Genomic DNA, 26,323 nt, shown 5'->3' with positions numbered 1-26,323 from the left:
AGGGACGACGGGAGGGCGGCTCCGCGGGGGAGCCGCCCGAAGGGGAGACGAGAGCCATCCGTCCCTTACGGATGACGCGTCAGGTACCCCCCCATGGTGCGGAAGAAATCGATCCCGCGGTATTCCGTGCCGTCGTCCGTCCGGAGCCGCTCGATGACCAGACCCCGCTCCGTCCCCCGCCGCGCGTCGGGCCCGCACACCACGGCCACGCCCTCGCCCTCGGGCCGGAACACCCGGCCGACGGTGCCGCCCAGCCGGGCCCGGGAGACCGAGGCGGACAGAATCCGCACCCGCTGCCCCTTGAAGTAGGCGAACGCGTTGGGGTACGGGTCGACTTGGGCGCGGACCAGGTTGCTGATGTCCTGGGCGGACCAGGTCCAGTCGATCCTGCTGTCCTCGACCGAACGCTTGTGGAAGAAGGTCGCCTCGCTGGGATCCTGCTTGGTCCACTCGGTGCGGCCCGATGCGATGAGGTCGATCGCCTCCAGCGTCACGGGGACGAAGAGCTCCACCGTCTTGTGGAACAGGTCCGTGACGGTGTCCTTGTCCTCCACGGCGACCCGCTTCTGCACCACGATGTCGCCGAGGTCGAAGTCCTCGTTCATGAAGTGGGCGGTGACGCCGACCTCCGACTCGCCGTTGACCAGCGCCCAGTTGAGCGGGGCGAAGCCGCCGTAACGGGGCAGCAGCGCGTCGTGCACGTTGATCGCCCCGTACCTGGCCAGGTCGTAGATGCGGGGCGCGACCCAGGAGCGCCAGTCTGAGGAGACCAGCAGGTCGGGCGCGAGCTCGCGGAGGCGGTCGGCCACCTCGTCGTCGTTGGCGTACTTGCGTTCCAGCACGGGGACGCCGTGCTCACGCGCCAGGTCGACGACCGAGTCGTTCCAGATGGTCTCGTAGACGTGGTCGCTCGTCGGGTGGGTGATGACGAGCGGTACCTCGTGCTCGGAGTTCAGCAGGGCCTCGAGGACCCGGTGTCCCCAGGTCTGGTAGCCCATGAAGACGATGCGCATGTGTTTCACCGGTTCCTTTCCGGTCACGGCCGGGTCAGCGGCAGCGACCATACGTAGGCGAACCCCGCGCCCGCCTTGTGGTCGAAGGTGTCGCCGGCCTCGTAGGTGGCCAGGGCACCGCTGTATCGGGAGTTGGGCGAACGACGGCTGACCACGGTGCAGGATCCCTTGTGGAGCTCCATGGTGATCTCGCCGGTCACCTGCGGCTGGAGCGTGGCGACGAAGCCGTCCAGGGCCCGGCGAAGGTCGGAGAACCAGTAGCCGTAGTAGGCGAGTTCGGCGTAGCGCAGGGCCAGTTGCTGCTTGTGGTGGAGGGTCTCGCGGTCGAGGACGATCGCCTCCAGCTCCTCGTGCGCGGCCATCAGCACCGTCGCGGCGGGCGCCTCGTAGATACCGCGCGTCTTGAAGCCCACGACGCGGCTCTCGACGATGTCGATCCGGCCGACGCCGTGCCGGGCGGCCAGCGAGCCGAGCCGCGACACCAGTTCGGTCAGGCCGAGCTTCTCGCCGTCCAGGGCAACCGGGACGCCGCCCTCGAAGCCGATGGTGACCTGCTCGGCGTTCTCCGGAGCGGACTTGGGGTCCGCGGTGAGCTGCCAGGCGTGGGCCGGCGGCGGCTGGGTGATGTCGTCGAGCTCACCGCACTCGATGCTGGTGCCCCAGATGTTGGTGTCGATGCTGTACGGGTTCTCCTTACTGACCGACACCTCGATGCCGTGCTCGCGGGCGTACGCCAGCTCGCTCTCGCGCGTGGTCAGCTCCCAGTCGATCACCGGGGCGAGCACCTTCAGGTGGGGGTCGAGCGCGGTGACGCTGGTGTGGAACCGCACCTGGTCGTTGCCCTTGCCGGTGGCTCCGTGCGCCACCGCGTCCGCGCCCTCGGCGTGCGCGATCTCCACCATGCGCTGGGCGATCAGGGGCCGCGACAGCGGGGCGGCGACCAGGTACTTGTTCTCGTAGCGGGCATGGGCCTGGAGGGCGGGCAGCGCGAAGTCGGCCAGGAACCGGTCGGCCAGCGGCTCGACGTACACCTTCGACGCGCCGGTGCGCAGCGCGCGCTCCTTGACGGTGTCGAGGGATTCGAGCTGGCCGATGTCCGCGCAGAAGGCGATGATCTCGGCGTCGTAGCGTTCCTTGAGCCAGTGCAGTGCCACGGAGGTGTCCAGGCCTCCGGAGTAGGCGAGCACGATCTTCATGGGGTCTCCGGCGGGTTCCGGGGTGAGCGGCCGGGCGCGGGTCGGCCCGACCGGGGGTGCTGTGCGACGGCGCGGCGTTCAGTGCTGGGCGAGGGCGGGCAGGTCCGCTGTGACGGTGTCGAGGACCTTGGTGAAGTCGGCGCCGGCGGCGATCTCATGGGCCGCCCGGAAGGTGGCGGCCTGTGCGTTCTCCAGCCGCCCGCGGGTCTCCTCCAGCCACCGCCGGTGGCCTTCCAGCGCCGCGCGCAGCTCCGTACGGAGGGCCTGGACGCTCTGCGGCGAGGTGCCGCCGGGGCTGGTGTAGCTGGCCACCGCGGTGCGCGGGGCGAAGATGTGGGCCAGCATCGACTCCTCGACGGGGTGGCCGAGTTCGGCCAGGATCTCGGCGCAGGCCCGGGTGTCACGCAGCGTCGCACCACGCTTGAGCAAGGCACCGACCAGCGAGCCGGTGATGTGGTGGGTCTCCCGGAAGGGCAGCCCGTGCTCGGCCACCAGGTAGTTGGCGAGCTCGGTGGCCGTGGAGAAGTTGTCCCAGCACAGGTCCTCGCCGCGCTCGGTGTTGAAACGCAGCCCCTTGGTCTGGCCGGCCACGATGCGCACCGTGGAGAGGTAGGTGTCGATGGCGTTCCACAGGTACGGCTTGTCGTCCTGCAGGTCGCAGCTGTAGCCGAGGGTCACGCCCTTGGCCATGGTGAGCAGCTGCACGAGGGTGCCCGCGGTGCGCCCCGCCCGGCCCCGGGTCAGCTCGGCCACCACCGGGTTCTTCTTCTGCGGCATGATCGAACTGCCGGTGGCGTACGCGTCCGCGACCTCCACCAGGCTGTACTCGTGCCCGCTCCACATGACGATCTCCTCGGCCATGCGGGACAGGTTGTTGCCGCCGATCGCGAACGCCGAGGCGGTCTCGATGAGGTAGTCACGGGCGCTGGTGGCGTCCAGGGCGTGGCCGAGCACCCCGCCGAAGCCCAGCAGCCGCGCGGTCAGCCGCCGGTCCAGCGGGAAAGACGTACCGGCCAACGCACAGGCGCCCAGGGCCGATTCGTCGGTGCGGTCGAAGGCGCCGCGCAGCCGGCGCACATCGCGCAGCAGCATGCTCGCGTGCGCGGTCTTCCAGAAGCCCACCGACACCGGCTGCGCCGCCTGGCTGTGCGTGTACCCCGGCAGGATCGCGAGGAGTTCCTCGTCCGGGAACGACAGCAGTACGTCGATCAGCGTCAGGTTCGCCGCGACCGCGTCGAGCTGGACCCGGCGCAGGTACATCCGGGTGTCCGTGGAGACCTGGTCGTTGCGGGAGCGGGCGGTGTGCATGTGCCCGCCGACCTCGCGGCCGAGGTCCTCGATCACCATCTGCTCGATGTTGAAGTGGACGTCCTCCAGCTCGGGGCGCAGTACCAGTTCCCCACATTCGTGCCGCTCCCACAGCGCGAGCAGCGAACCGAGGATCGCCCGGGCGTTGTCGGCGGACACAATGCCCTGGCGGCCCAGCATCAGCACATGGGCGATGTCCTGCCACAGGTCGGCGAAGACCAGCCGCACGTCGATGTCCGTGGTGAGCGTGTAGTCGAGGACGTCGGACGTGATGTCCTCGTCGAACCGGCCGCCCCACAACTTGTCAGTCACGTTTGATCCTTCGATCGGGGAAGGGAGAGTCCGGCCGTTCGGGGGCACGTGCCGGGAACCCGGGGAATCGACGGGCTCCTCGCTCGCACGGCCTCGCCTGCCGACGGCTGGTCTCGATCCTCGACGGGCCCGGCGGCGGGTGTCCACCGCACCGTGGTGGCCGTGACCTGCCGTGTCCGGCATCGGACACGGGCGTCCCCGCGGGGGCGGTGACCGGGAGGGGACGCGTCCCCAGGCGGTCACCGGGGCGCGGTGGACGTGATCCGCCGCGGCGGATTGAGTCGATGTACGGGCCGTTCCGCGCCCCCAACTCCTCTGCACGGGAGCTCGTTTACCGTTCCCCGGCGCTCGTGCGCTCGTGCCGTCGTGCGCCCTTAAGCCCCGATCTGAACGCCCCCTTGCGGACAAGCCCTTCGAGGAAGTTCGAGGAAAGAGGTTTTCATGTCCCGTGTGTCGACCGGTCCGTCGGATCACACCACCGCGGCCGCGCTCCTGCTCCAGCGGCTGCGCGCCCACGGCGTGGAGAAAGTCTTCGGTGTCGTCGGCCGGGAAGCCGCGTCGGTCCTGTTCGACGAGGTGGACGGGCTCGACTTCGTGCTGACCCGGCACGAGTTCACCGCCGGGGTCATGGCGGACGTACTGGCCCGGATCACCGGCCGGCCGCAGGCGTGCTTCGCCACGCTCGGCCCCGGCATGACCAACCTGTCCACCGGCGTGGCCACCTCGGCCCTGGACCGCAGCCCCGTCATCGCGCTGGCCGCGCAGTCGGAGTCGTACGACGTCTTCCCGGTGGACACCCACCAGTGCCTCGACAGCGTCTCGGTCATGCGGCCGATGACGAAGTACGCCACCGAGCTGGCGCGTCCGGCCGACATCACCGACCTGGTCGACTCGGCGGTCACCGCGAGCACCGCCGAGCCGGTCGGGCCCAGCTTCATCAGCCTGCCCGTGGATCTGCTGGGCGCGGGCGTGCCGGAGGCCGACGACACCCCGGCGCCGCCCGCCCGCCGGCCCCGCAAGCCGGTGGCCTCGGTGGACGCCGACTGGCCCGAGCGGCTGGCGGAGGTCGCCGACCTGCTGGCCAAGGCCGAGCACCCGGTGCTCGTGGTCGGCGCGTCGGCGATCCGCTCCGGCGCCGTCGACGCCCTGCGTGCCCTGGTGGAGCGGCTGAGCATCCCGGTCATCACCACCTACGTCGCCAAGGGCGCGCTGCCGCACGGGCACCCGCTCGCCTACGGGGCGGTCACCGGCTACATGGACGGCATCCTCGGCTTCCCGGCGCTGCAGACCCTGTTCGGGCCCAGCGACCTGGTGCTCTGCCTCGGCTACGACTACGCCGAGGACCTGCGGCCCTCCATGTGGGCGCACGGCCGGGAGAAGAAGGTCGTGCGGGTCGCCCCGACCACCAACCCCGTGCCGCGGGTGTTCCGCCCCGACGTCGATGTGGTCGCCGACGTGCTGGCCTTCGTCGAGGCCTTGGACGCCGCCACCGCCGAGCTCGCGCCGAAGACCCCGCACGACGTCTCCGCGCTGCGGGCGCGGGTGGCCGAGTTCCTCGCCGATCCGCGCGAGTACGAGGACGGCATGCGCGTCCACCAGGTGATGGACTCCATGAACACCGTCATGGCCGAGGCCGCAGGAGCGGGCCGCGGCACGATCGTCAGCGACATCGGCTTCTTCCGCCACTACGGCGTCCTGTTCGCCCGCGCCGACCAGCCGTACGGCTTCCTGACGTCGGCGGGGTGCAGCAGCTTCGGCTACGGGCTGCCCGCCGCGATGGGCGCCCAGCTGGCCCGGCCCGACGAGCCGGTCTTCCTGATCGCGGGTGACGGCGGCTTCCACTCCAACAGCGCCGACCTGGAGACCATGGCCCGGCTGAACCTGCCGATCGTGACCGTGGTCGTCAACAACGACACCAACGGCCTGATCGAGTTGTACCAGAACCTCGGCCACCACCGCTCCCACGACCCGGCGATCCGCTTCGGCTCCGTGGACTTCGTGCAGCTCGCGCAGGCCAACGGGGTGGATGCGGTCCGGGCCGACGACCGGGACGCGCTGCTGGCCGCGCTGCGCAAGGGGGCCGGGCTGGGCAGGCCGTTCCTCATCGAGACGAAGATCGCGTACGACTTCCAGCCGGGCGGCTTCGACGCCCTGAGCATCTGATCATGCGCGGCTGCATCCCCGGCTCGACGGGGTTCACGCTGACGGCGACCCCGGCCGGGCGGCGGGCCGACCCCCCGGCCGGGAAGCGGCGCATCCCCCGGTTCGCCACGGTAGGTCAGGTCGCGGACGTCGAGGTGCGGGCGGGGGACTGGTGGTGGACCGGGTCCGTGGTCGGCCCGGACACCTCAAGTGCCCTTCACTCGCTTGCCGTTGACGGATCCACCGCAGTCCTGCTCGCCGGAGAGCTCTACAACCAGGACGAGTTGGCCGGGGCACTGGGCGACCCGGGACTGGCGGAAGCGGGCGACGCACAGCTGCTGCTCGCCTGTCTGAAGCGCTATGGCCCGCACGCCTTCCGGCTGTTCAACGGCCGGTTCGCGGCGCTGGCCACGGACGGAGGCGCCCTGGTGGCGGCCACGGACCACTGCGGCGGCGTACCGCTGTACCTGACCGCCGTGGCGGACGGGCGGGTGTCCGTGGCCACCGAGGCCAAGGCCCTCCTGGCGGTGGCGGACGTCGGCGCGGGCGGGCACTCGGTGGCCGGGCTGCGTCCCGTCCGCGGATCCGACGGGGTGCGCCAAGTCCCGGCGGGCGGCGCGGCGGTCGCCGAGGCCGCCGCCGGCCGCCCGCGGACCCGGCTGGTGCGCACCTGGACGCCGCCGCTGCACCGCCGGCACCTGCCGGAGCGTCAGGCGCTGCGGGAGGTGCGGCAGGCGCTGGAACGGGCCGTGCACCGCAGGCTGCGGGACGGGCCGGGGCACACCGCCGTGCTGTCCGGCGGCATCGACTCCAGTGCGGTGGCCGCCCTCGCGGCCTCGGCGGACGGCGCGCTGCACACCGTGTCGATGGGAACCGACCTGCGCGACGAGTTCCGTGAGGCCCGGCTCGTCGCGGACCACCTGGCCCGTACCCGGCCGGGCCCGCCCGGCCCCCGCCACACCGAGATCAGGATCGGCACCGCCGAGTTGCTGGCCGAACTCCCGTGGACGGTATGGGCGTCCGAGTGCACGGACCCGGAGGTCGTCGAGTACCTGCTGCCGCTGGCCGCGCTGTACCGACGGCTGCCGACGAGCCGCCCGCTGCGGATCCTCACCGGCTACGGCGCGGACATCCCGCTCGGCGGCATGCACCGCGAGGTGGACCGGCCGGCCGCGCTGGACGACGCGGTGGCGCACGACATGGACACCTTCGACGGCCTCAACGAGATGTCCCCGGTGCTGTCCGGTGCGGCCGGCCACTGGACCACGCACCCCTACTGGGACCGCGACCTGCTCGAGTCCCTGGTCACCCTGGAAGCGGGGATGAAACGCCGGCACGGCCGCGACAAGTGGGTGCTGCGCGAGGCGGTCGCCGACCTGCTGCCGGCCGAGACGGTACGGCGCCCCAAGCTCGGCGTGCACGAGGGCTCCGGCACGACCAGCTCCTTCACGCTCCTGCTGCGCGAGCACGGCGTCCCGGACGCGCGGATCGCCGCCGCCAAGGGCGCGGTGGTGCGTCGGCTGTACGACGCGGTGGTGGCCGGCGCCGCCCACCCGGACGAGATCGACCTCGCCCACGAGACGAAGACGGCGCTATCCACGAAGGAGACCCGATGACCGGTGCGCACGCTCCCGGTGAGCGCGTCCGGACCACCCGCTCGCCCCGGTACGCGCAGCTCGCCACCTTCATGCGGCTGCCTCATGTGCCGGACCCGGTTGGTCGGGACGTCGTCGTCATCGGCGCCCCCTACGACGGCGGCACCAGCTACCGACCCGGCGCCCGGTTCGGCCCGCGGGCCATCCGCGCCGAGTCCGGGCTGATCCACGGAACCGGCATCGACCGGGGCCCCGGGACCTTCGACCTGATCGACGTCGTCGACGCCGGTGACATCGACCTGTCGCCGTTCTCCATGGAACTCGCCATGGAGACGGCGACCGCCGCGCTCACCGCGCTCCTGCGGGACAACGGGGCGTTGCTGATGCTGGGAGGCGACCATTCGCTGTCACTCGCCGGGCTGCGCGCGGTGCACGCCAACCACGGCCGGGTGGCGGTTCTCCACCTCGACGCGCACAGCGACACCTTCCCACCGGTTTACGGCGGTACGTACCACCACGGCACCCCGTTCCGGCACGCGCTGGAGGAGGGGCTGATCGATCCGGCCGCCTTCGTCCAGATCGGCATTCGCGGCCACAACCCGGCACCCGACTCGCTGGACTACGCGCGCGGGCAGGGGGTCACGGTCGTCACCGCTGACGACTTCGCCGAGCGGGGCCCGGCCGCCACCGCCGCGCTGGTGCGGGAGCGGACCGCGGGGCTGCCGCTGTACGTGTCCGTCGACGTCGACGTCGTCGACCCGGCCTTCGCGCCGGGGACCGGAACGCCGGCCCCGGGCGGGCCCACCTCGCGTGAGGTGCTCGCCCTGCTGCGCACGGTCGGCGACCTCGACCCGGTCGGCTTCGACGTCATGGAGGTCAGCCCGCCCTTCGACCACGGCGGGATCACCTCCCTGCTCGCCACCGAGATCGGCGCCGAACTGCTCCACCAGTACGCCCGCTCCCGCCGGGCCGCCTCCGGTGCCCGCAGCACTGAGCGAGCTGCCGACCGCGACCGGCTCCGTACGGAAGGAAATCCGGTGCCCGCTCCGGCCGTTGAACCGATCGTCGCCTGCGACCAGTGGGCCGACGCGCTGACCGCACTGCGCGGCACACTGCCCAAGGCGCCGCGAGCCGACCTGCCCGCGTTCTTCGCGGCGGCCGGTGAAGCCGCCGGGCAACTCCCCGAGGAGCTCGCGGCCGTGCTCGACACCTTCCGAGAGGACGGCAACGAGCACGGCTACCTGCTGCTGCGCGGACTGCCCCACGACGAGGCGGAGCTCCCCGCCACACCGACCTCGAGCCCGCCGCCCTCCGAGCGTGAACTGCTCGCCATGGAGGCCTGGTTGGCGCTGGTCGGCCGCCGGCTCGGGCTGCCCACCGGCTACCGGGAGCTGCGCGCGGGGGCCGTCTACCACGACGTGTATCCGACGCCGGGCGCGCACGACCTCTCCTCCGAGAGTTCCAAGGTTCTGCTGGACTTCCACACGGAGATGGCCTACCACCGCGACCAGCCGCACCATGTGCTCCTCGCCTGCTCCCGCGCCGATCACGCGGGAAGGGCCGCCACCCTCGTCGGCTCGGTGCGCCGGGCAATCGCGCTGCTCCCGGACGCCGACCGCGCGGAACTCCTCGCCCGCCCCGTGCCCTGCCAGGTCGACATCTCCTTCCGCGGCGAGGCGGCGGACCCGGGCCCGAGCGCACGGGTGCCGGTGCTGTACGGCGATCCCGGCGACCCCTGCCTGGGCTACGACCGCGAACTGCTCGCGCCGGACACCCCGCGGGCCAAGGAGGCCCTCGCCGCGCTGTCCGGTGCGCTGGACGAGGTCACCGAGGCCGTGTACCTGCGCCCGGGCGACCTCCTCGTCGTGGACAACTTCCGCAGCACCCACGCCCGTACGGCGTTCACCCCGCGCTGGGACGGCCGGGACCGTTGGCTGCACCGCATGTACATCCGAACGCCCGGACAGCTGACGGGTCCCGCCGAACCGGGGGACGTCGTCGGGTTCCGGGCCAAATGACCGGCGGCCCCGTGTCCGGAGTGCAAGATTCCCGGTCTCCCCGGCGCCCGGAATGCAAAATTTCCTGCGCCATCCATGTCGGCTGCATCATTTCCACAACCATCCCGGAGTATTTGAAATTCAGTTACCTTTTGTTACGTGGCCGAAATGTGTCATGGCACCTCTCGGACGCGATTGCCGCTTTTCCCGGGCTGATTGAGACGGAAGAATCGTTTTTGCCGGGGCCGGAGTTCCGGTGATATAAGTCACAAGGGGGAAGCAATGCAGACACAGGGCGTCCAGATCTACCGAGACGGCCTGATGGCGGTCCTTATGGGAGTCGCGGCACTCCTGCTCCTGGCCGACGGCACCGCCCGGTCGGCGCAGGTCGCGGCGACGGGGCAGGTCATCGGTACCGACCGACAGGACGACCTGGCCTGGGGCTGACGGATCACAGCATCGGCTGTCGAACGGGCCGTCGCACGGTGCGGGTAACACGCACCGGGCGGCGGCCCGTTGGCGTTGTCCGTCGGCGGGTGGGGGGCTGCCGAAGTGGCAGGGTCATGGAGACCGCATGATTAAACTTGCGGAGCAATGCATGACCATAGAAGAGCGGATCGTTCGTGTACGCGCTGACTGACCTGGCCCACCGGCTGCTTCAAACGACCCTGGCGGACCCGTCCATCACCCTCAGGGACGCCGCGCGGTCGCTCGGCCTGACCGAGGAGGAACTGGCCTTAGGGCTGGACGAGCTCGCCCGGGCCGGCCTGGTACGCCGGCTGGAGGGCCGCGGTGAGCTGGTGACCCTCACCCCCGACGCCGTGTTCGCCCAGCTCGTGGCCCTGCAACAGGAGGCGACCCGGGCGCGCCTCGCCGCCCTGGAGCGCATGGACGCGACGCTCGGTGTCCTCAGCGCCTCGCTGATGCGGCTGCGCGCGGAAGGGGGATCGGTTCCGCAGACCCGGCGGCTGGTCGGCGGGCGCGAGATATCCGGCGCACTCGAAGGCGTCGCCGCGCAGGCCCGTGAAGAGGTGCTGAGCATGCACCCGGGGTCGCCGCTGCCGCAGGCCATGCTCAAGGACAGCATGAAACGCAACCGCGAGGTCATCGACCGCGGCGCCACCATGCGCTGCATGCACCTGAGTTCGATGCTCAAGGTGCCCCACGGCCGCGCCCACCTGGAGGGGCTCCGGGACGCCGGCGCCGAGGTCAGGGTCACCTCGGTGCTGCCGTTCCGGCTGGTCATGGTCGACCGCGTGGTGGCCTACGTACCCGAGGAACCGCAGGACGAGGGCCCCGGTGCCGAGGTGCCGGAGATGACGGCACTGGAGATCCGCGACCCGAGCATGATCGCGTTGTTCCGGGCGGTCTTCGAGTTCTGCTGGATGCACGGCTCGGCCGCGCTGGGGGACGACGTCCCGGGCGTCGACGAGGTGGGGGAGGAACTCGACAGCCGCGAACTGTCCCTGGTGCGCATGCTCGGCCGGGGCATGAAGGACGATGCCATCGCCCGCTCGCTGGGCATCTCCTCCCGCACCCTGCGCCGCATGATGACCGAGGTCATGCGCAAGCTGGACGCCGACTCCCGTTTCCAGGCCGGTGCGCATGCCGCGGCCCGTGGCTGGCTGGATGTCCGCAAGGAGACCTTCTGACGGTCCGTTGTCACATGGGGTGGCCGTGGTCAGGCGCCCGACGTGCCGATCTGCAGGGCGATCTGGCCCAGTGCGGCGTCCGCCATGCGCACCGCCTCGCCGGAGGTGGCGGCCCGGGTGACGACGTGGCCCACCACATCGACGTTGTCCGTGGGCACGCGTGCCTCGTCGCCGGGTGCCGCGTCGACGGCGACGTCCAGGACCCCGGGGACCCGGCGGGCCAGGTCAAGCCCGTGCACGGCCTCGACCCGCCCGGCGGCCGGCGCCGTCACATAACGGGACACCGCCGCGGCGGTGGTGCGGAACGACAACTGCGGAGTGTCCCCGGTGTGCATCCGGATGATCTCGCGCGGCATGTCCAGGCCCGTGCTCTCCCGGACCAGCCGGGTGATCTGGGCCCCGCCCATACGGGCGTTGACCTCGATCAGGCGCGGCCCGTCGGCGGTGAGCCGCACCTCGACGTGGGCGGCGCCGAAGTCGTGGCCGAGCGCGTCCAGCGCCGCCACGCCCACCGCCGCGCACTCCTCGGCCAGTGCCGGCGGCAGCAACGAGGGGAAGGTCTCGCCGAGTTCGACGAAGTACGGGTGCGGTCCCAGCACCTTGTCTGTCACACCGAGGACGACCGTCCGCCCGCCCCAGGTGAGCGACTCGATGCTGACCTCGGGGCCGACCAGGTACTCCTCCACCAGGGCCCCGGGTTCACGCGGCTGCCCCCGGAAGTCGGTGGGCACGTCGGCGATGGCGTGGAAGGCGGTCAGCAGGGCGGCCTCGTCGCGGCACAGCCGTACGCCCAGGCTGCCGGCCTCGGTCATCGGCTTCACGACGCAGGGCAGACCGAACTCCCGTGCCGCGGCCACCGCTTCGCGCTCGGTCAGGGCGACGGTCCAGCGGGGCACCGGCACGCACGCCTTGGCGCACAGCTCACGGGTGCGGCGCTTGTTGCGGGCGTTCAGGGCGGCCTGCGGGTCGAGGCCGGGCAGACCCAGGGCACGGGCCGCGGCGGCCGCGACGGCCATGCTGTAGTCCGTCGAGGAGTACACGCCCCGCAGGTCGACGCTCGCCTGGAGGCGGCGCAGTTCTGCGATGACCCGGTCGGGGTCGGAGGTGTCGGTGAACACGGTCGCGCGGGCGTCGCGCACCGCGTCCAGGACGGCGGGGGCGTGGGCGTACAGCTCCATGTCCCGGGTGAGGAACACCGTTTCGAGGCCCATCTCCCGGGCGGCGTGGAAGGCCACCGCGCCGAAGCGGTGCAGCCCGGTCTCCACGATCGCGAGCACCTTGGCCTCGCCCTCGCGCTGACTGTGCATGGTGTCGCGCACCTTTCCTCGTCCCTCGTCCACCCGGGTAGTCTCACCGCTCGAGAGGGCGTGGGGCGGCGATCGGGGCTGGCCTTTGCGGGCCACGACCGGACCCGGCCAGGGTCGGTCGGATGTCGACGCCGGGCGGAGAAGAAGAGCAGGTGAGGGCGAAAAGGGAAGGGGATTTCCCGGAATGCCGCCGGTCGCGGTGTCCCGGGACATCCCCTTCTTCGCGCAAGCTCGTCAAGCGCACTTTTCTCCGGGAATTTTCAGGTCGTGTAGTCGGCGTTGATCTTCACATAGCCTTCGGTGAGGTCGCAGCCGTACACCGTGAAGGCCCCGTCGCCGATGCCTAGGTCGACGCCGATGACGACCTCGGCCGAAGTGAGGTACTGGGCGCCCTTTTCCAGGAGAGCGGCGTCCGGCTCGGCGGGGTACATGACGAGGTCGCCGAACCGGACGCGGACCCGGTCCGGGTCGATGTCCGTCTCCTCGCGGAGCTTGCCCACGGCCATCACGACCCGGCCCCAGTTGGGGTCGGCGCCGTGCACGGCGGTCTTGACCAGAGGGGAGTTGACCACGCTCTTGCCGACCCGCTTGGCCTGGGCGTCGTCACGCGCCCCGGTGACCCGGACCTCGATGAGCTTGCTCGCGCCCTCGCCGTCCGAGGCGATGTCGCGGACGAGGGCCAGCGCGACCTCGTACAGTGCCTGCTCGAAGTCCGCCGGGTCCACCTCGCCCGCCAGACCGTTGGCGAAGATCGCCGCGGTGTCGCTGGTCGAGGTGTCGGTGTCGATGCTCAGCGCGTTGAAGGTGCGGTCCATCACGCGCCGGAACAAGGCGTCCAGTTCGCCGGCCGGGATCTCGGCGTCGGTGAAGAAGAACGTCAGCAGCGTGGCCATGTCGGGCTCGATCATGCCCACGCCCTTGGCGATGCCGGTGAGCACGGCGTCGCCGACGCGCACCGAGACATGCTTGGCGCGGGTGTCGGTCGTCATGATCGCCCCGGCCGCCGCGGCGTAGTCGGCCTCCGGGAAGGGCCACGACAGCGCGGACAGGCCGACCCGGACGCGGTCCATCGGGTACGGGCGGCCGATCACGCCTGTCGAGCCGATGACGAGTTCCTCAGGCTCGATGCCGACGATCTCGGCGACCCTGCGGCGCACCTCAACGGCGTTGTCCGTTCCGGTCCGCCCGGTCGCCACATTGGCGTTGCCGGAGATCACGACCATGCCGCGGCTGCGGTGCCCGGCGGCGTCCGCACGGCTGAGCGTGACGCTGGGACCCGAGAAGCGCGAGCGGGTGAAGACCGCGGCCGAACGGGCGGGAACCTCCGAGACCACGACCGCGAAGTCGTCGGCCGTGTCCTTCACGCCCATGTTCCTGGTGATGCTGCGGAAACCCTTCGGGGTCACGGCGGGCATAGGCTTCATCCCTTCAGCTGCATGAACATGCCGGCAAGCGTAAACATAGTCCATCCCGGCCCTCGATGTCGTGAGAACCGGGATGGGTTAGTGCATAAATATACCGTGGTGGATGATCAGGTGCGGCGCGCCGTGCGCAGTCCCACGGCCGCCAGGACCGCGGTGGCCACGACGATCGCCGCGTCGATCGCCAGCACCGTGCGCACCCCCGCCAACCGGTCCGACGCGGTCGTCGCGAGCACGCCGAGCAGCGGGATGCCGATGGTGATGCCGACCTGCTGGGTGGAGGTCACCAGACCGGTGGCCAGGCCCTGCTCCTCGCTGGGCAGGCCCGAGGTGACGGTCAGGCCGTAGGAGATGATCGCGGTCAGATGGCACACACAGGCCAGCGAGATGGCCACCACGACCAGCCAGACGCTCCAGCCCGCCCGGCCCGCGCCGAGCAGCGCCGCCACGAACAGCCCCTGCAGCAGCAGACCGCCGACCAGTGTGCGCGGGGCCCCGAACCGGCCGATGACCTTCGGGACGAACCCACCCGAGACCGCCGCGGCCGTGCCCTGCACACCGAATACGAGGCCGGTCTGGAACGCTGTGAGGTCCAGCACCTCCTGGAGGTACAGAGTCATGACGAACACGACCGTGCTCATCATCGAGAAGGTGACCAGGCCCCCGATGTTGCCCCAGGTCACCGTGGGCCGACGCATGATGCGCAGCGAGACCAGCGGATCGGCGGTACGCGACTCCACCATCACGAAGGCGACCAGCAGCAACACGGCCAGGACCAGGGTGACCTGTACATCTATGCCGCCGAAGCCGCGGTCGGCCGCGGTCGACAGGGCGTAGATCAACGACAGCAGACCACCGGTGACGGTCAGTGCGCCCGGCACGTCCAGGCGGGGCCGCTCGGCCTGCCGCGACTCGGTGAGCACGGTCGGCGCCAGCGGCAGCACGACCAGGGAGAACAGGGCGAGCAGCCCCATCGTGGAGCGCCAGCCGAGCAGATCGGTCAGGATGCCGCCGGCCACCATGCCGACGGTGAAGCCCAGCGAGAGCAGGGTGCCGCTGATGCCCAGGGCCCGGTCCCGCTGCGGGCCCTCCGGGAAGGTGGTCGTCAGCAGTGACATCGCCGTCGGCACGATGGCCGCGGCACCCACGCCCTGCAGCGCCCGGCCGGCCAGGAACGAGGCCGGGTCCCAGGCGAACGTGGCCAGCAGCGAGGCCGCGCCGAACAGCACCAGCCCGGACAGGAACAGCCTGCGGCGCCCGTACAGATCGCCCATCCGCCCGAACAGCAGCAGGAAGCCGCCCGAGGGCAGGGCGAACGCGGTGACCGCCCACTGCAGCGCCGCCTGGCTCATCCCCAGACCGGAGCCGAGTTCGGGCAGCGCCACGTTCAGGACCGAGAAGTCCAGCGCGATCATGAACTGCGCGGCGCACAGGACGAAGAGGATCAGCCGGGTCCTGCCACGTGCTGACGGTGACGCGTCCGTCTCTGATATGTCCGACTGCGGTATGTCCGACGACGATATGTCCGCCCGCGGTGCGTCGGGCTTTGGTGTGCCGTCGACGGGCAGGTCCGCGACGGCGTCGCTCTGGGTGTGCTGAGTCAAGGGAGATTCCTAGCGAGGGGAAGGGGATTCCTGGAGGGGGGAGGAGGCGGGGCGTGGGTCATCCCGGCACGGCGGCTCCCAGCGCGTGGAACCCGCCGCCCTCGAACACCAGGGGCGGCGTGTCCCGGAGCGTTGCGCACCGGAGTACCGAGCCGAGCACGACGACGTGGTCGCCCGCCCGGACGAACCGCTCGGTGTCGCAGACGAAGTAGCCGACGGCGCCGGCCAGCGCGACACCGCCTGCGGTCGCCTCGTCCAGCAGGTCGACGCCCGCGAAGCCCGCCGCGCCCGTCAGCCGGTCGGGGTCGGAGAACCGGCGGGCCAGCCCTGCCTGTTCGGCGCTCAGCAGATTGACCACGAACCCGCCGCCGTCCCCGACGAGTCCGAGGACGCGGGCCCCGGCCCGGACGGAGAACGACACCAGGGCCGGCGCGAGCGAGACCGTGGTGAACGAGTTCACCGTCATGCCGTGCACCGCCGCGCCCCGCCCGGCGGTGACGACCGTGACCCCCGTGGGCAACCGACGGGCCACGGTGCGCAGTTCGGCCGGGTCGACCATGACGGGCAGTTCGGTGCCGGCGGCCCCGAAGGCTGCGCTCATCAGGCACCTCCCCCGGGGACCGCGGGCAGCGGCCGCGCGCCGAGGAGGACCGCCCCGAGGTGCGAGACGCCCGCGCCGAACAGCACCAGCGTGCCGTCGTCCGAAGTCCCGGCGGCCCCCTCGGTCAAGCCGCCCGCCAGCTGGTCGGCGAGGTTGATCAGCGGGTCGCTGCCCAGGCAGTGCGCGATGCGGCCCACGTTGCCGAGCCGCAGTTCGTCCCCGCCGATGCCCACCTCGGCCAGATACAGCCGCAGCACGTTGCGGGCGAAGTTGCTCGGCAGTACGCCGCGCACCCAGCCGAGGCCGTCCCGGCCGCCGGAACCGGGCGCGCCGCCGCGGGCCGCCGCGAGCCGGGTGAACAGCTCGCGGTGTGCGCGGATCCGGGCCAGCAACTGCTGCTGCGGTCCGCCGCCGGCGTTCAGCTCGGGCGCCGAGTGGTGGGCCGTGCCCAGCACCTCCAGGCCCGGTGCCGTCGCCGACACCAGGACCGAGGCGGCCGCGTCGCTGGCGATCGCCGCGCCGCCCGCCACGATCCGGTGCCCGCCGGTCGCCCGGTCGGCCACGTCGCCGGAGACCACCAGCACCTGCCGGGCCGTGCCGTCGCGCACCAGCGAGGCCGCGGTGCCCACCGCGACCATGGCCGTGGCGCAGTCCATCAGGCCGGTCGTCACAGCCGTGGCCCGGGCGAGGCCGGTCGTCGCGAGGAGCTCGGCGACATCGCGGTGGGCGGAGCGGTCGCGCGGCAGCGAGTCGGTGGCCAGCAGCACCATGTCGATCTCGTCGCCCGCGACGCCCGCCTCGGCGAGGGTGCGTTGCACGGCCGGGGCCATCAGCTCGGTGACACCGGCCTCCGACCAGCGGTAGGTCTGGAAACCGGCCGCGGGCGCGGTGAGTTCGGCCGCCGTCTGCGGATCGGCCTGGAGTTCGTCCAGCGCCGCCACGGGCTCGGCGTACTCGCCGAGTTCGTACGCGGGGGCGCACAGTCGGGCGGCGATCACACTTCCCCCTCCGCGGCGGCGGCACGGGCCAGTGCCTGGAACCGGTCGGTGAGCCGCCGGGCGGTGGCCTCGTCGTACAGGCCGGTGTCGTACTCCAGCCAGCCGGTCGCACCGGAAGGCCCCGGGTAGACGGCGATCGTGAGGTCGTAGCGTGCCGTGCCCTTGTCGAGGTCGGCGGTGGTCACCAGGGCGCGGTGCAGCAGTCGCTGCTCGGCACCCAGGTTGTCGAAGACGAACACGGCGTCCAGCAGCGGATGCGTGCCCGGTACCCGGCGGCCGCCGATCAGCTCGCCGGGGTAGGAGGCGTGCCGCAGGCTGGCCCGGGTGACGTCCCGCACCGCGCGCACCCGGTCCGCGTGCGTGCCGGCCCCCGGTTCGCGCAGCCGCACCGGCAGTACGTTGAGCAGATAGCCGACGACCTCCTCGGTGCCCGGCCGGTTGCGGCCGGTGGTGAAGGTGCCGAGCAGGACGTCCTCGGTGCCGGCGTACTCGGCCAGCGTGCGCCAGGCGACGGCGAGCCACCCCGCGTAGGCGGTGGCACCCGCCCGCCGGGCCGACGCGGCGATCGCGTTGGCCACCGGTGCCGGGAGGGTGAAGTCCACCCGGCGCCCGGTCCGCGCGGTGCCCTTGCCGCGCGGTCGGTCGGTGGGCAGCGGCGCGGGCGCGTCGGCGGCCTCGGCCGCCCAGTACGCGGCCGCCGCCCTGCCCTCCGGGCCCTGCCGCCACTCCCGTTGGTCCCGGACGAAGTCGCCGAAGCCCGGCGCCGCCGCGACGGCCGTCTCCGGCTCCCGGTCCAGCTCGTCCAGCAGCAGTTCGAAGGACCAGGCGTCGAAGACGAGGTTGTGCGCGACCACCAGCAGCCAGGCCTCGTCGTCCGTCGCGCCCTCGGCCAGCGCGACCCGCAACAGCGGGCCCGCGGCCAGGTCGAACGGTTCCCGGGCCAGTTGCCGGGCCAGGGCGTGCGCCCCCGCCTCGTCGGTGCGTCCGGCCCGGGTCAGCGCGGGCGGCAGCTCGGCGTGCACCACACGGCGTACCTCCCTGCCGTCGGGGCCCGCCTCGAACGTGGTGCGCAGCGCCTCGTGGGCGGCCGCGAAACCGCGCACCCGCTCGGTCAGCGCGTCCAGGTCAGGGCGGGCCCCGGACAGCCGTACCGCCTGGCACACCACGTCCACGGGGCGGCCGTCGACGGCGTGGTGGGCCCGCCACAACCTCAGCTGGCCCGGCGTCAGTTCATGGGTGGCCTCCGTGCGCCGGGCCAGCGTGGCGCGCAGCCGGGCCCGCTGCTCGGGGCTGAGGGCGGCGAGGCGGGGGGCGAGGGCGTCGCTCACGCGTACCGCCTCCGCAGCTCGTTCAGGTGCTCCAGGCTGTCCACGACCAGCTTCTCGTCCACGCCGAAGTCGATCAGGCAGGCGATCTCGGTGACGCCCATGCCCTGGAAGCGTTCCACGACGGCGCCGCAGGAGTCCGGGGTGCCCAGCAGCGCGCCCTTTTCGAAGTACTTGTCGAAGGCGAAGCGGATGAGCTCGTCCTGGTCTCTCTGCGAGATGTCACGGACACCGGCACCCGGCGCGAGGCTCTTCTTCTGCGAGTCGATGACGGTGAAGAATGAGCGCAGGTAGTCGCTGAACGGTGGCCACACCGTCTCGCGGACCTCGTCCCGGTCGGTGCCGATGAAGGTGTGCAGCATGAGCGTGACCGTCACGCTCTCCGGGTCGTGGCCGTGCGCCTCGAGGGTCTTGAAGTAGAGGGCGAGCTTCTCCTCCAGCTCCTCGTTCGTCATGTCGATCAGGGCGGTCAGCACGTTGCAGCCCAGGCGGCCCGCCGTCTCGAAGGTGTCGGGGCTCTTGGTGCAGGTGAGCCAGAGCGGCAGCTCCGGCTGCACCGGCTGGGGATGCAGCTCGATCTCGACGTGGTTGCCCAGACCGTCCTGGACGTAGACGGGGGCGCCCTCCCACAGCTCGCGCAGCGTGGTGACGGCGTCGAAGGTGCGCTGTCTGCGGTCCGCCCAGCCGTCCGGGTTGATGGCGAAGTCGAGAGGGCTGAAACCGGTGGCCAGGGCGAGGCCCGCCCGTCCCCGGGAGAGGTTGTCGACGACCGACCACTCCTCGGCGACCCGGATCGGGCTGTGCAGCGGCAGGATGACGCTGCCGGCCCGGATCTGCAGGCGCTGGGTGGCCATGGCAAGGCCCGCGCCCAGCACCGACGGGTTGGGGTACAGGCCACCGAAGCGGTGGAAGTGCCGCTCCGGTGTCCAGATCGCGGTGAAGCCGTTCTCGTCGGCGTACTTGGCCGCGTCGAGGACGAATCGGTACTTGTTCTTCTCGTCGCCCGAGAAGAAGATCAGGCTGAAGTCCACCGTCAGCGCTCCGTTTCCTGGGCGGGGTCGTTCGCGGCCGTCGGGTCCGTCTCGGCGGCCGCCAGCAGGCGTTCCAGTTCCGCGGCGTCGAGGCCGGTCAACTCGTCGGCGAGGGCTGCGACTTCGGCGTCCTGCTCGGCCGCGTCCCGGCCCCGCTCCCCTCCGTCGTCGCCCTGCGCCCGCGCGTCCAGGCGCTCCTGGACGAGGGCGGCCAGCGCGCGCGGAGTCGGCTCACCGAGCACATCGGCCAGCGGCACCTCGACCGACAGGTGCGTACGGATGTCCGACAGCAGCCGGACGATCAGCAGCGAGTCACCGCCGTACTCGAAGATGTCGCCGTCCAGCGGCATGTCCGCCTCGCCCAGCAGATCGCGCACCAGCCGGGCGACCTGGTCGTCCAGGTCGCCGGCGCTCTCCGCCTGCGGCGACGACGTGGCGCCCGCCGTGGGCCGTGAGACGCGCTCGTCGCGCACCCACTGGTCGAGGCGGTAGTCGATGTCCCAGGTGGAGACGGCGACATGGGAGACATCACGCAGGGTCAGCAGCCGGCGGATGACCTCCAGGCCCTCCTCGGGCTGGATGGCCTTGTCGTCCATGCTGCGGCCGATTGCCGAGATCGCCCGCTTCTCGTCCTGGTGGTGCTGCCAGACGTCCCAGGCGGCGCTGATCCACACGGTGTGCCCCAGGCCCCGGTTGGCGCGTTCGGCGGCAGCGTCCATGAAGTGGTTGGCGGCGCCGTAGCCGAGCAGCCGTAGCCCGCCCAGCACACCGGCCAGCGACGACAGCATCAGACAGAAGTCGACCGGGTGGTCGGCGAGCACCTTCTCCAGGGCGATCTGGCCGTGCGCCTTGGCGACGAAGTGCCAGCCGCACTGCTCGACGCTCGCGGCCGTGATGGCCCGGTCCCACTGCTCGCTCGGCAGACCCGCCGCGTGCACCACACCGTCCAGCCGGCCGAACTGGGCTTCGACCTTCTCCACCGCGGCCCGCAGCGCGCCCTCGTCCGCGACGTCGGCGTTGACCAGGAACGGAGCCGCGCCGTCGGCCTCCAGCGCCCGCAGCCGCACGATCCGCAGCGCGGTCTCGTCGTCGTCCGGGTGGCCGGCGAGCCAGTCGTCCCACGCCTCGCGGGCGGGCAGCGCGTCCCGGGTCAGCAGCGCCAGGCGGGCCCCGCACTCGCGGTGCAGCCAGCGCGCGATCGTCGAGCCGATCTCCCCGAGACCACCGGTGATCAGATAGACGCCCTCCTGCCGCAGCCGGGAGGTGCCGCCGGCCGCCCAGTCGGCCCGGATGCGGGCCATCTCGGCGATCCAGCGGGTGCCGCCGCGCAGCGCGACGGCCACCTCGGGCTTCCGGTGGCCGGCCAGTTCGGCGGCGAGCGTGTGCAGCGACCGCTCGTCGGGGCGGCCCGGCAGGTCGAAGTGGCGGGAGCCGAGGTTGCCGTGCTCCTGGCCGATGACCCGGGCGGCCACCGCCAGGGTGACCAGCTCGGCGGCCGGCTCCGGCTCCTCGGGCGTGACCGCGTACGCGCCCGCACTGACCAGGTCCAGCTGCACGGGCTCGGTCACCCCGTGCTCGCTGAACGCCTTCACCAGGGCGATCAGGCTGTACAGGCCGTGGTGCTGGGCCTGTTCGAACCGCTCGATGCCGCGCTCGGCGGGCAACGGGCCCACCGACCAGGCGTGCACGACGCGCCGCGGCAGCCGGCCGGCGGCCAGCAGCTCGGCGACGAGCCGTGCGTGGTCCTCCTCGGAGGCCGGGCGCACCGTCCACACGTCCCCTTCGCGCCGGTACCCGTCCCCGGCCAGCACGGTGATCACCTCGCCGGAGAAGGCGTGTCCGGCGAGGCGCCCGGCGGTGCCGTCGGGGTCGGCGAACAGCAGCACCGGCTCCTCGACCGGTCCGGCCGAGGTGTCGGGGGTGCCGACGGCGGGCCGCCACACCGGCGCCGACATCCAGTCGTCAAGCGGCAGTTTGGGCACACTTCCGCTCGCGGCCGGACCTGTGCCCGTGGTCGCCGCGGTGCCCGGTTCCACCCAGTAGCGGACGCCCTCGAAGGGGTACGTCGGCAGCGGCACCCGGCGTCGGGCGCGCCCGGCGTACAGCCCCGGCCAGTCCACCGGCTGCCCGGCCGCCCACAGCCGGCCCAGCGCGGCGTGCACGGCGGTGAGATCGGCCTCGGGGTCGCGGGTGCGGGCCGCCGAGGCGATCACCGGGACGCCGGTCTCCCGCCCGGGGTGGCGGCGGGTGAACGTGGCCAGGGTCTGGCCCGGCCCGGCCTCCAGGAAGAGCTGCTCGCCCTGGGCCAGCAGGGTGCTCACACCGTCGGCGAAGCGGACGGTGTCGCGCAGCTGGCCGGCCCAGTACGCCGGGTCGGTCGCCTCCTCGTCGCGGATCCAGGTACCGGTGCGGTTGGACACGAACGGGATGCGCGGGCGGCGCAGTTCGATGCCGCGGAGCAGCTCGGTGAACGGGGCGACGGCCGGCTCCATCATCGCGGAGTGGAAGGCGTGCGAGGTGACGACCTTGCGGTGGGCCACACCGTCGGCGGTGAGCCGGGCGAGCAGGTTACGGACCGCCTCGCGCGGGCCGGCGACGGTGCACACGGCGGGCTCGTTCACGGCGGCCAGCGACACCTCGTCGCCGAGCCGCCCGGCCAGCTCCTCGGGGGACAGCATCACGGCGGCCATCGCCCCCGCGGGCAGCTCGTCCATCAGCCGGCCGCGCTCGGCGATCACCCACAGCGCGTCCGGCAGTCGGAACACCCCGGCGAGGGTCGCGGCGACGTACTCGCCGACGCTGTGGCCGAGGAGGGCCGACGGGCGCACGCCCCAGGACTCCCATTGGCGAGCCAGGGAGTACTCGACGGCGAACAGGGCCGGCTGGGTGAGCCGGGTGCGGTTCAGGTCGTGCCCGCCGGGGGCCTGCCCGTACAGCACCTCCCGCAGGTCCAGGCCCAGCTGCGGAAGCAGCAGCTCGGCGCACTCGTCGAACGCGGCGCGGTAGACCGGCAGATGCTCGTACCAGCCCCGGCCCATCCCGGGGTGCTGGGCGCCCTGGCCGGGGAACAGCAGCACGACGGGGCGCTCGGCGGGCTGGCCGGAGTCCTGGTGGGCGTGGCGCGGGTCACCGCTGCGCAGCGCCCGCACGGCCGTGGCCCGGTCGGGAGCGGTGATGACGGTCCGGTAGTTGAAGGTACGGCGGCCGGTGGCCAGGGTGTGGGCGACGTCCTCCAGAGCGATGTCGCCGAGCGGGCCGTCCGCCTCCGGCGCGGTCGCCTCCAGGTGGTCGGCGAGCGCGGCCCGTGCCGTCTCCAGCGCGGCCGGTGACTTCGCGGAGACCGGCAGCACCATGACCGGCGCGGCGGGCACCCGCTCCTCGGTGGGCTCCACGGGGGCCTCTTCCAACACCACGTGTGCGGTGGTGCCGCCCATGCCGGTGGAGGTGACGGCCGCGCGCAGGGGCCCCCGCTCGTCCTGCCAGGGCTCGACGGCGGTGCCGACCCGGAACCGGGTGCCCTCCACCGGGCACTCGGGGTTCCACTCGGTGAAGTGCGGGGTCGGCACGAGCGTGCGGTGGTGCAGCATCAGCACGCACTTGATGAGGCCCACCACACCGGCGGCGGTGCTGAGATGACCGAGGTTGGCCTTCACCGAGCCGATGGTGAGCGGCGGAGCGCCCTCGGTGTCGTAGACCTGGGCCGTGGCGGTCAGCTCGATCGGGTCGCCCATGGCGGTGCCGGTGCCGTGCGCCTCCAGGTAGCCGACCTCGGCCGGGTCCACGCCGGCCACCGCGAGGGCCTCGGCGAGGACGGCGGCCTGACCGCGCACACCCGGGGCGGAGTAACCGGCACGGTCGGCGCCGTCGTTGCCGACCGCCGAGCCGCGGATCACCGCCCACACGGTGTCGCCGTCGGCGAGCGCGTCGGACAGCCGCTTGAGTACGACGACGCCGACGCCGTTGCCGAACACCGTGCCGTCGGCGCCCGCGTCGAACGGGCGGACCGTGCCCGAGGCCGAGGCGATGCCGTCGGTCTCATGGACGTACCCGGCCTGCTGCGGGAAGCGCAGCGCCACCCCGCCCGCGAGTGCGACGTCGCACTCCTCGCCCAGCAGGCTCTGCACCGCGGTGTGCACCGCGACCAGCGAGGTGGAGCAGGCCGTCTGCACCGAGATGCTCGGGCCGGTGAGATTGAGGTGGTAGGAGACGCGGGTGGCCAGGTAGTTGGGGTCGTTGCCCATCAGCGTCGGCAGGTCCTGGCGCAGCCGCTGGACGGATCCGCCGAAGCCATTCTCACCGGTCAGGACGTTGTGGAGCAGGTAGGTGCTGCTCAGCGAGCCGGCGAAGACGCCGATGCGGCCGGCGTACTGCTCGGAGTCGTGTCCGCTGTGCTCCAGCGCGCCCCAAGAGGACTGCAGGAACAGCCGCAGCTGCGGGTCCATGCGCTCCGCCTCGCGCGCGCTGAGGTAGAAGAACGACGCGTCGAACAGGTCGGCGTCCTCGACCACCGAGGCGCGGCGCACATAGCGGGGGTCGGCCAGCTGTTCGCGGGGCACTCCGGCGGCGAGCAGCGCCTCCTCGTCCACGTCGGCGATCCGGTCGGTCCCGGCGAGCAGGTCGCGCCAGAACTCGGCGTGGTTCCGGGCCCCCGGCAGCCGGCAGTCCATGCCGACGACGGCGATACGGCCTTCGTGGGCTGTCTCGTCGTACGGGCGGTCAGTCACGAGTCCCTCCAGGGGCGGTGGTTCGGCTCCCGCTCGGCGGCGGGAGGGGCTGCGGGGTGGATGCGGGCGGTGCGGCTGTGCGGCGTGGGCGCCGGCGGGCGGCGCGGCGCCGCGCACCGCGGGCCGCGGCGGCGTCGTGGCCGGCGTCGGGGTCGACGGTGTCGGGGCCCTCGGTGGTGGTCTGCCGGATGAGCCGGGCCAGGGCGCGCACGGTCGGCGCCCGGTACAGGTCGGTCATCCGCAGCCGCGGTGCGAGGGCGCGGGTCAGCCGCTCGTGGACGGCCGCCATGCGCAGCGACGTACCGCCCAGGTCGAAGAAGTTGTCGTCCGGGCCCGGGTCGGCGCCGTCCAGCACCTCGCGCCAGACCTCGGCGACGGAGCCCTCCAGCGTGTCGCCTCCGAGCGCGGCGCCGGACGGGCGGACGGCCGCCGGGTCCGGCAGCGCCGCCCGGTCGATCTTGTGGTTGGCGGTCAGCGGGAGTTCGTCCAGGAAGACGTACGCGGTGGGGACGGCGTGGTCGGGCAGCACCGCGCGCAGTGCCGCCCGCAGTTCCACCGGCCGGGGCCGGTGGCCGGGCTCGGCCACCACATGGGCGGCCAGTTGCCGCTCGCCGAGCCGGTCGGTGAACGGCATCACGACCGCCTCGCGCAGGTGCGGCAACTCCTTGAGCGCGCTCTCCACCTCGCCGGTCTCGACCCGGATACCGGAGATCTTCACCTGGAAGTCACGGCGTCCGATCAGCACCAGCGTGCCGTCGTCGAGCCGCCGGGCCAGGTCACCGGTGCGGTACACGGCGCCCGGCGCCACGGCCGACGGCGACAGGTACGCGCTCTCCACGACGATCTCGCCCTCGCCCGGCCCCTCGACGGTGCGGCCGTCGGCGTCCCTCAGCCGGACGGCGGTCCCGGCCACCGGGAAGCCCAGCGGGAAGACCCCGGTGGGCGGCCGGTAGTCCCGGTCGGCGACGCGCAGCAGCGCGCACGAGCACTCGGTGGAGCCGTAGGCGCCCGCGACCCGGCAGTGCGGCTCGAACGCGCGGCGGCACGCGGCGAGATCGGCCAGGTGCAGCGTGTCCCCGCCCAGCGCCAGCATCCGCATCGCGGGCAGCCGGGTGCCGCGCGCCTCCATGGCCCGCACCAGCGAACGGAACACGGGCAGCGTCGAGTGGTACACGGTGAGGCTCTCGCGCTCCATCCACTCCAGCAGCCCCGTGACGCCGAGAGCCTTGAGGTCGACCGGGTACAGGGCGGCGCCGTTCAGCAGCGCGGCGAAGGTGTCCTGGACCGCCGAGTCCCAGCTGTAGGCGGACTGCAGGGTCAGCCGGTCGTACGGCCCCACGCGCAACCCGTCCGTCCAGGCCCGGGTGTGGTGCAGCACGTTGCGGTGGACCTGCGCGACGGGCTGGGGCAGCCCGGTGGAGCCGGAGGTGTACAGCACGTACGCCTCCGCCCCGGGCTCGGCGCGCGCCGCCCCGTCGTCGGGGTCGTGCCGCACCAGATCCTCGTACGCCAGCACCGGGCGCCCGGCGGCCAGGGCCTCGGCCACCGGGCCCGCACCTCCGCGGCCCGTGACCACCGCGCAGGCGCCCGAGTCGGCGGCCATGTGCGCCAGCCGCCGCTCGGGATAGGCGGCGTCCAACGGGACGTAGGACAGCCCCGCGCGCAACGCACCGAGCAGCGCGGCGATCATCTCCGCGCCGTGCGAGAACAACAGCGCCACCCGGTCACCGGGCCGCAGCCCCGCCGCCACGAGCCCGCCGGCGACCCGCGCGGACAGCTCCGCGGTCTCCCGGTACGTCCACCGGACCTCGGGGGTCACGACGGCCTCGCGCTCGGCGTGCTCCGCGGCGACCTGAAGGAACCGGTGCACAAGCGTCCCGGCCCGTTCGGCCTCGGGGAACGGCACATGACCGGTGGCGGCCGGGTCCTCGTACGGGTCGTGGACGGGGATTGCTGTGTCAGTCATGGCGCGGGCTGTTCCTTCGGTGCGTCGCAAGCCGTGGCGCCGCGGGAGAGGAGCACGGTCGGGTGGGCCGGCCGGACGGGCGGCCTGTGCAGCCACGCGGCGGTCGGGTCGTCGTGCGGGATGGATGCGGG

The 26,323-nt window shown here is 72.5% G+C and carries 17 protein-coding genes and 1 pseudogene; 6 read left to right on the top strand and 12 right to left on the bottom strand.

Going from position 1 to position 26,323, the window contains the following annotated elements; all coding sequences use genetic code 11:
• Positions 1 to 65: 65 nt before the first annotated feature.
• The 3 genes from AB0924_RS22285 to argH all read right to left on the bottom strand — a co-directional run bounded on the left by AB0924_RS22285 (position 66) and on the right by argH (position 3,829).
• A complete protein-coding gene (locus AB0924_RS22285; RefSeq protein ID WP_366912292.1) occupies positions 66 to 1,013 on the bottom strand; it encodes a methionyl-tRNA formyltransferase in 948 nt (315 codons plus the stop codon).
• 23 nt (positions 1,014 to 1,036) lie between these two features.
• Positions 1,037 to 2,209, bottom strand: coding sequence for an argininosuccinate synthase (locus AB0924_RS22280; protein WP_358938807.1), 1,173 nt, complete (start codon positions 2,207 to 2,209; stop codon positions 1,037 to 1,039).
• Positions 2,210 to 2,287: 78 nt separating this feature from the next.
• Positions 2,288 to 3,829: an argininosuccinate lyase gene (gene argH, locus AB0924_RS22275; RefSeq protein ID WP_366912291.1), complete on the bottom strand. Its 1,542-nt coding sequence runs from the start codon at positions 3,827 to 3,829 to the stop codon at positions 2,288 to 2,290.
• Between the two features lie 441 nt (positions 3,830 to 4,270).
• Between argH and AB0924_RS22270 the strand changes: the two genes are divergently transcribed.
• The 6 genes and pseudogenes from AB0924_RS22270 to AB0924_RS22245 all read left to right on the top strand — a co-directional run bounded on the left by AB0924_RS22270 (position 4,271) and on the right by AB0924_RS22245 (position 11,215).
• Complete coding sequence (locus AB0924_RS22270; protein ID WP_366912290.1) at positions 4,271 to 5,992, top strand: thiamine pyrophosphate-binding protein; 1,722 nt, start codon at positions 4,271 to 4,273, stop codon at positions 5,990 to 5,992.
• A gap of 2 nt (positions 5,993 to 5,994) precedes the next feature.
• Positions 5,995 to 7,587, top strand: a complete 1,593-nt coding sequence (locus AB0924_RS22265; RefSeq protein WP_366912289.1) for an asparagine synthase-related protein — start codon at positions 5,995 to 5,997, stop codon at positions 7,585 to 7,587.
• Positions 7,584 to 8,528 (top strand): annotated as a pseudogene (speB, locus tag AB0924_RS22260) (agmatinase); the annotation flags it as partial. The gene AB0924_RS22265 and the pseudogene speB, both read left to right, overlap by 4 nt.
• Before the next feature lie 99 nt (positions 8,529 to 8,627).
• On the top strand, positions 8,628 to 9,584 hold the full coding sequence (gene cs1 / locus AB0924_RS22255; protein ID WP_366912357.1) for a clavaminate synthase Cs1: 957 nt from the start codon (positions 8,628 to 8,630) through the stop codon (positions 9,582 to 9,584).
• A gap of 261 nt (positions 9,585 to 9,845) precedes the next feature.
• Positions 9,846 to 10,010 carry a hypothetical protein gene (locus AB0924_RS22250; RefSeq protein ID WP_358938815.1) on the top strand — a complete coding sequence of 55 codons (165 nt, stop codon included), beginning with the start codon at positions 9,846 to 9,848 and terminating at the stop codon, positions 10,008 to 10,010.
• 176 nt (positions 10,011 to 10,186) lie between these two features.
• Positions 10,187 to 11,215, top strand: coding sequence for a helix-turn-helix transcriptional regulator (locus tag AB0924_RS22245; protein ID WP_366912288.1), 1,029 nt, complete (start codon positions 10,187 to 10,189; stop codon positions 11,213 to 11,215).
• 29 nt (positions 11,216 to 11,244) lie between these two features.
• On the opposite strand, the gene AB0924_RS22240 is transcribed toward AB0924_RS22245, so the two are convergent.
• From AB0924_RS22240 to AB0924_RS22200, 9 genes are all read right to left on the bottom strand, one after another.
• Complete coding sequence (locus AB0924_RS22240; RefSeq protein ID WP_366912287.1) at positions 11,245 to 12,522, bottom strand: ATP-grasp domain-containing protein; 1,278 nt, start codon at positions 12,520 to 12,522, stop codon at positions 11,245 to 11,247.
• Between the two features lie 260 nt (positions 12,523 to 12,782).
• Entirely contained in the window at positions 12,783 to 13,937 is a 1,155-nt protein-coding gene (argJ, locus tag AB0924_RS22235) for a bifunctional glutamate N-acetyltransferase/amino-acid acetyltransferase ArgJ (RefSeq protein ID WP_366912286.1), read from the bottom strand.
• 116 nt (positions 13,938 to 14,053) lie between these two features.
• A complete protein-coding gene (locus AB0924_RS22230; RefSeq protein WP_366912356.1) occupies positions 14,054 to 15,436 on the bottom strand; it encodes an MFS transporter in 1,383 nt (460 codons plus the stop codon).
• Between the two features lie 169 nt (positions 15,437 to 15,605).
• On the bottom strand, positions 15,606 to 16,148 hold the full coding sequence (locus AB0924_RS22225; protein ID WP_366912285.1) for a flavin reductase family protein: 543 nt from the start codon (positions 16,146 to 16,148) through the stop codon (positions 15,606 to 15,608).
• Positions 16,148 to 17,146 carry an acyl carrier protein gene (locus AB0924_RS22220; protein WP_366912284.1) on the bottom strand — a complete coding sequence of 333 codons (999 nt, stop codon included), beginning with the start codon at positions 17,144 to 17,146 and terminating at the stop codon, positions 16,148 to 16,150. Before AB0924_RS22220 ends, AB0924_RS22225 begins: the two co-directional genes overlap by 1 nt.
• Positions 17,143 to 18,474 (bottom strand): condensation domain-containing protein, encoded by a 1,332-nt coding sequence (locus AB0924_RS22215; protein WP_366912283.1) that lies wholly within the window; start codon positions 18,472 to 18,474, stop codon positions 17,143 to 17,145. The genes AB0924_RS22220 and AB0924_RS22215 overlap by 4 nt, the downstream gene beginning before the upstream one ends.
• Positions 18,471 to 19,502 carry a MupA/Atu3671 family FMN-dependent luciferase-like monooxygenase gene (locus AB0924_RS22210; RefSeq protein ID WP_366912282.1) on the bottom strand — a complete coding sequence of 344 codons (1,032 nt, stop codon included), beginning with the start codon at positions 19,500 to 19,502 and terminating at the stop codon, positions 18,471 to 18,473. The genes AB0924_RS22215 and AB0924_RS22210 overlap by 4 nt, the downstream gene beginning before the upstream one ends.
• A 2-nt stretch (positions 19,503 to 19,504) precedes the next feature.
• On the bottom strand, positions 19,505 to 24,226 hold the full coding sequence (locus tag AB0924_RS22205) for an SDR family oxidoreductase (protein WP_366912281.1): 4,722 nt from the start codon (positions 24,224 to 24,226) through the stop codon (positions 19,505 to 19,507).
• Positions 24,219 to 26,192: a non-ribosomal peptide synthetase gene (locus tag AB0924_RS22200; RefSeq protein ID WP_366912280.1), complete on the bottom strand. Its 1,974-nt coding sequence runs from the start codon at positions 26,190 to 26,192 to the stop codon at positions 24,219 to 24,221. Before AB0924_RS22200 ends, AB0924_RS22205 begins: the two co-directional genes overlap by 8 nt.
• Positions 26,193 to 26,323: the final 131 nt, after the last annotated feature.

Source organism: Streptomyces sp. NPDC047869 (genome assembly GCF_040704065.1).
Classification (GTDB): domain Bacteria; phylum Actinomycetota; class Actinomycetes; order Streptomycetales; family Streptomycetaceae; genus Streptomyces.
The sequence above is the reverse complement of the archived record's forward strand: the minus strand, read 5'-3'. Positions and strand labels throughout refer to the sequence as shown.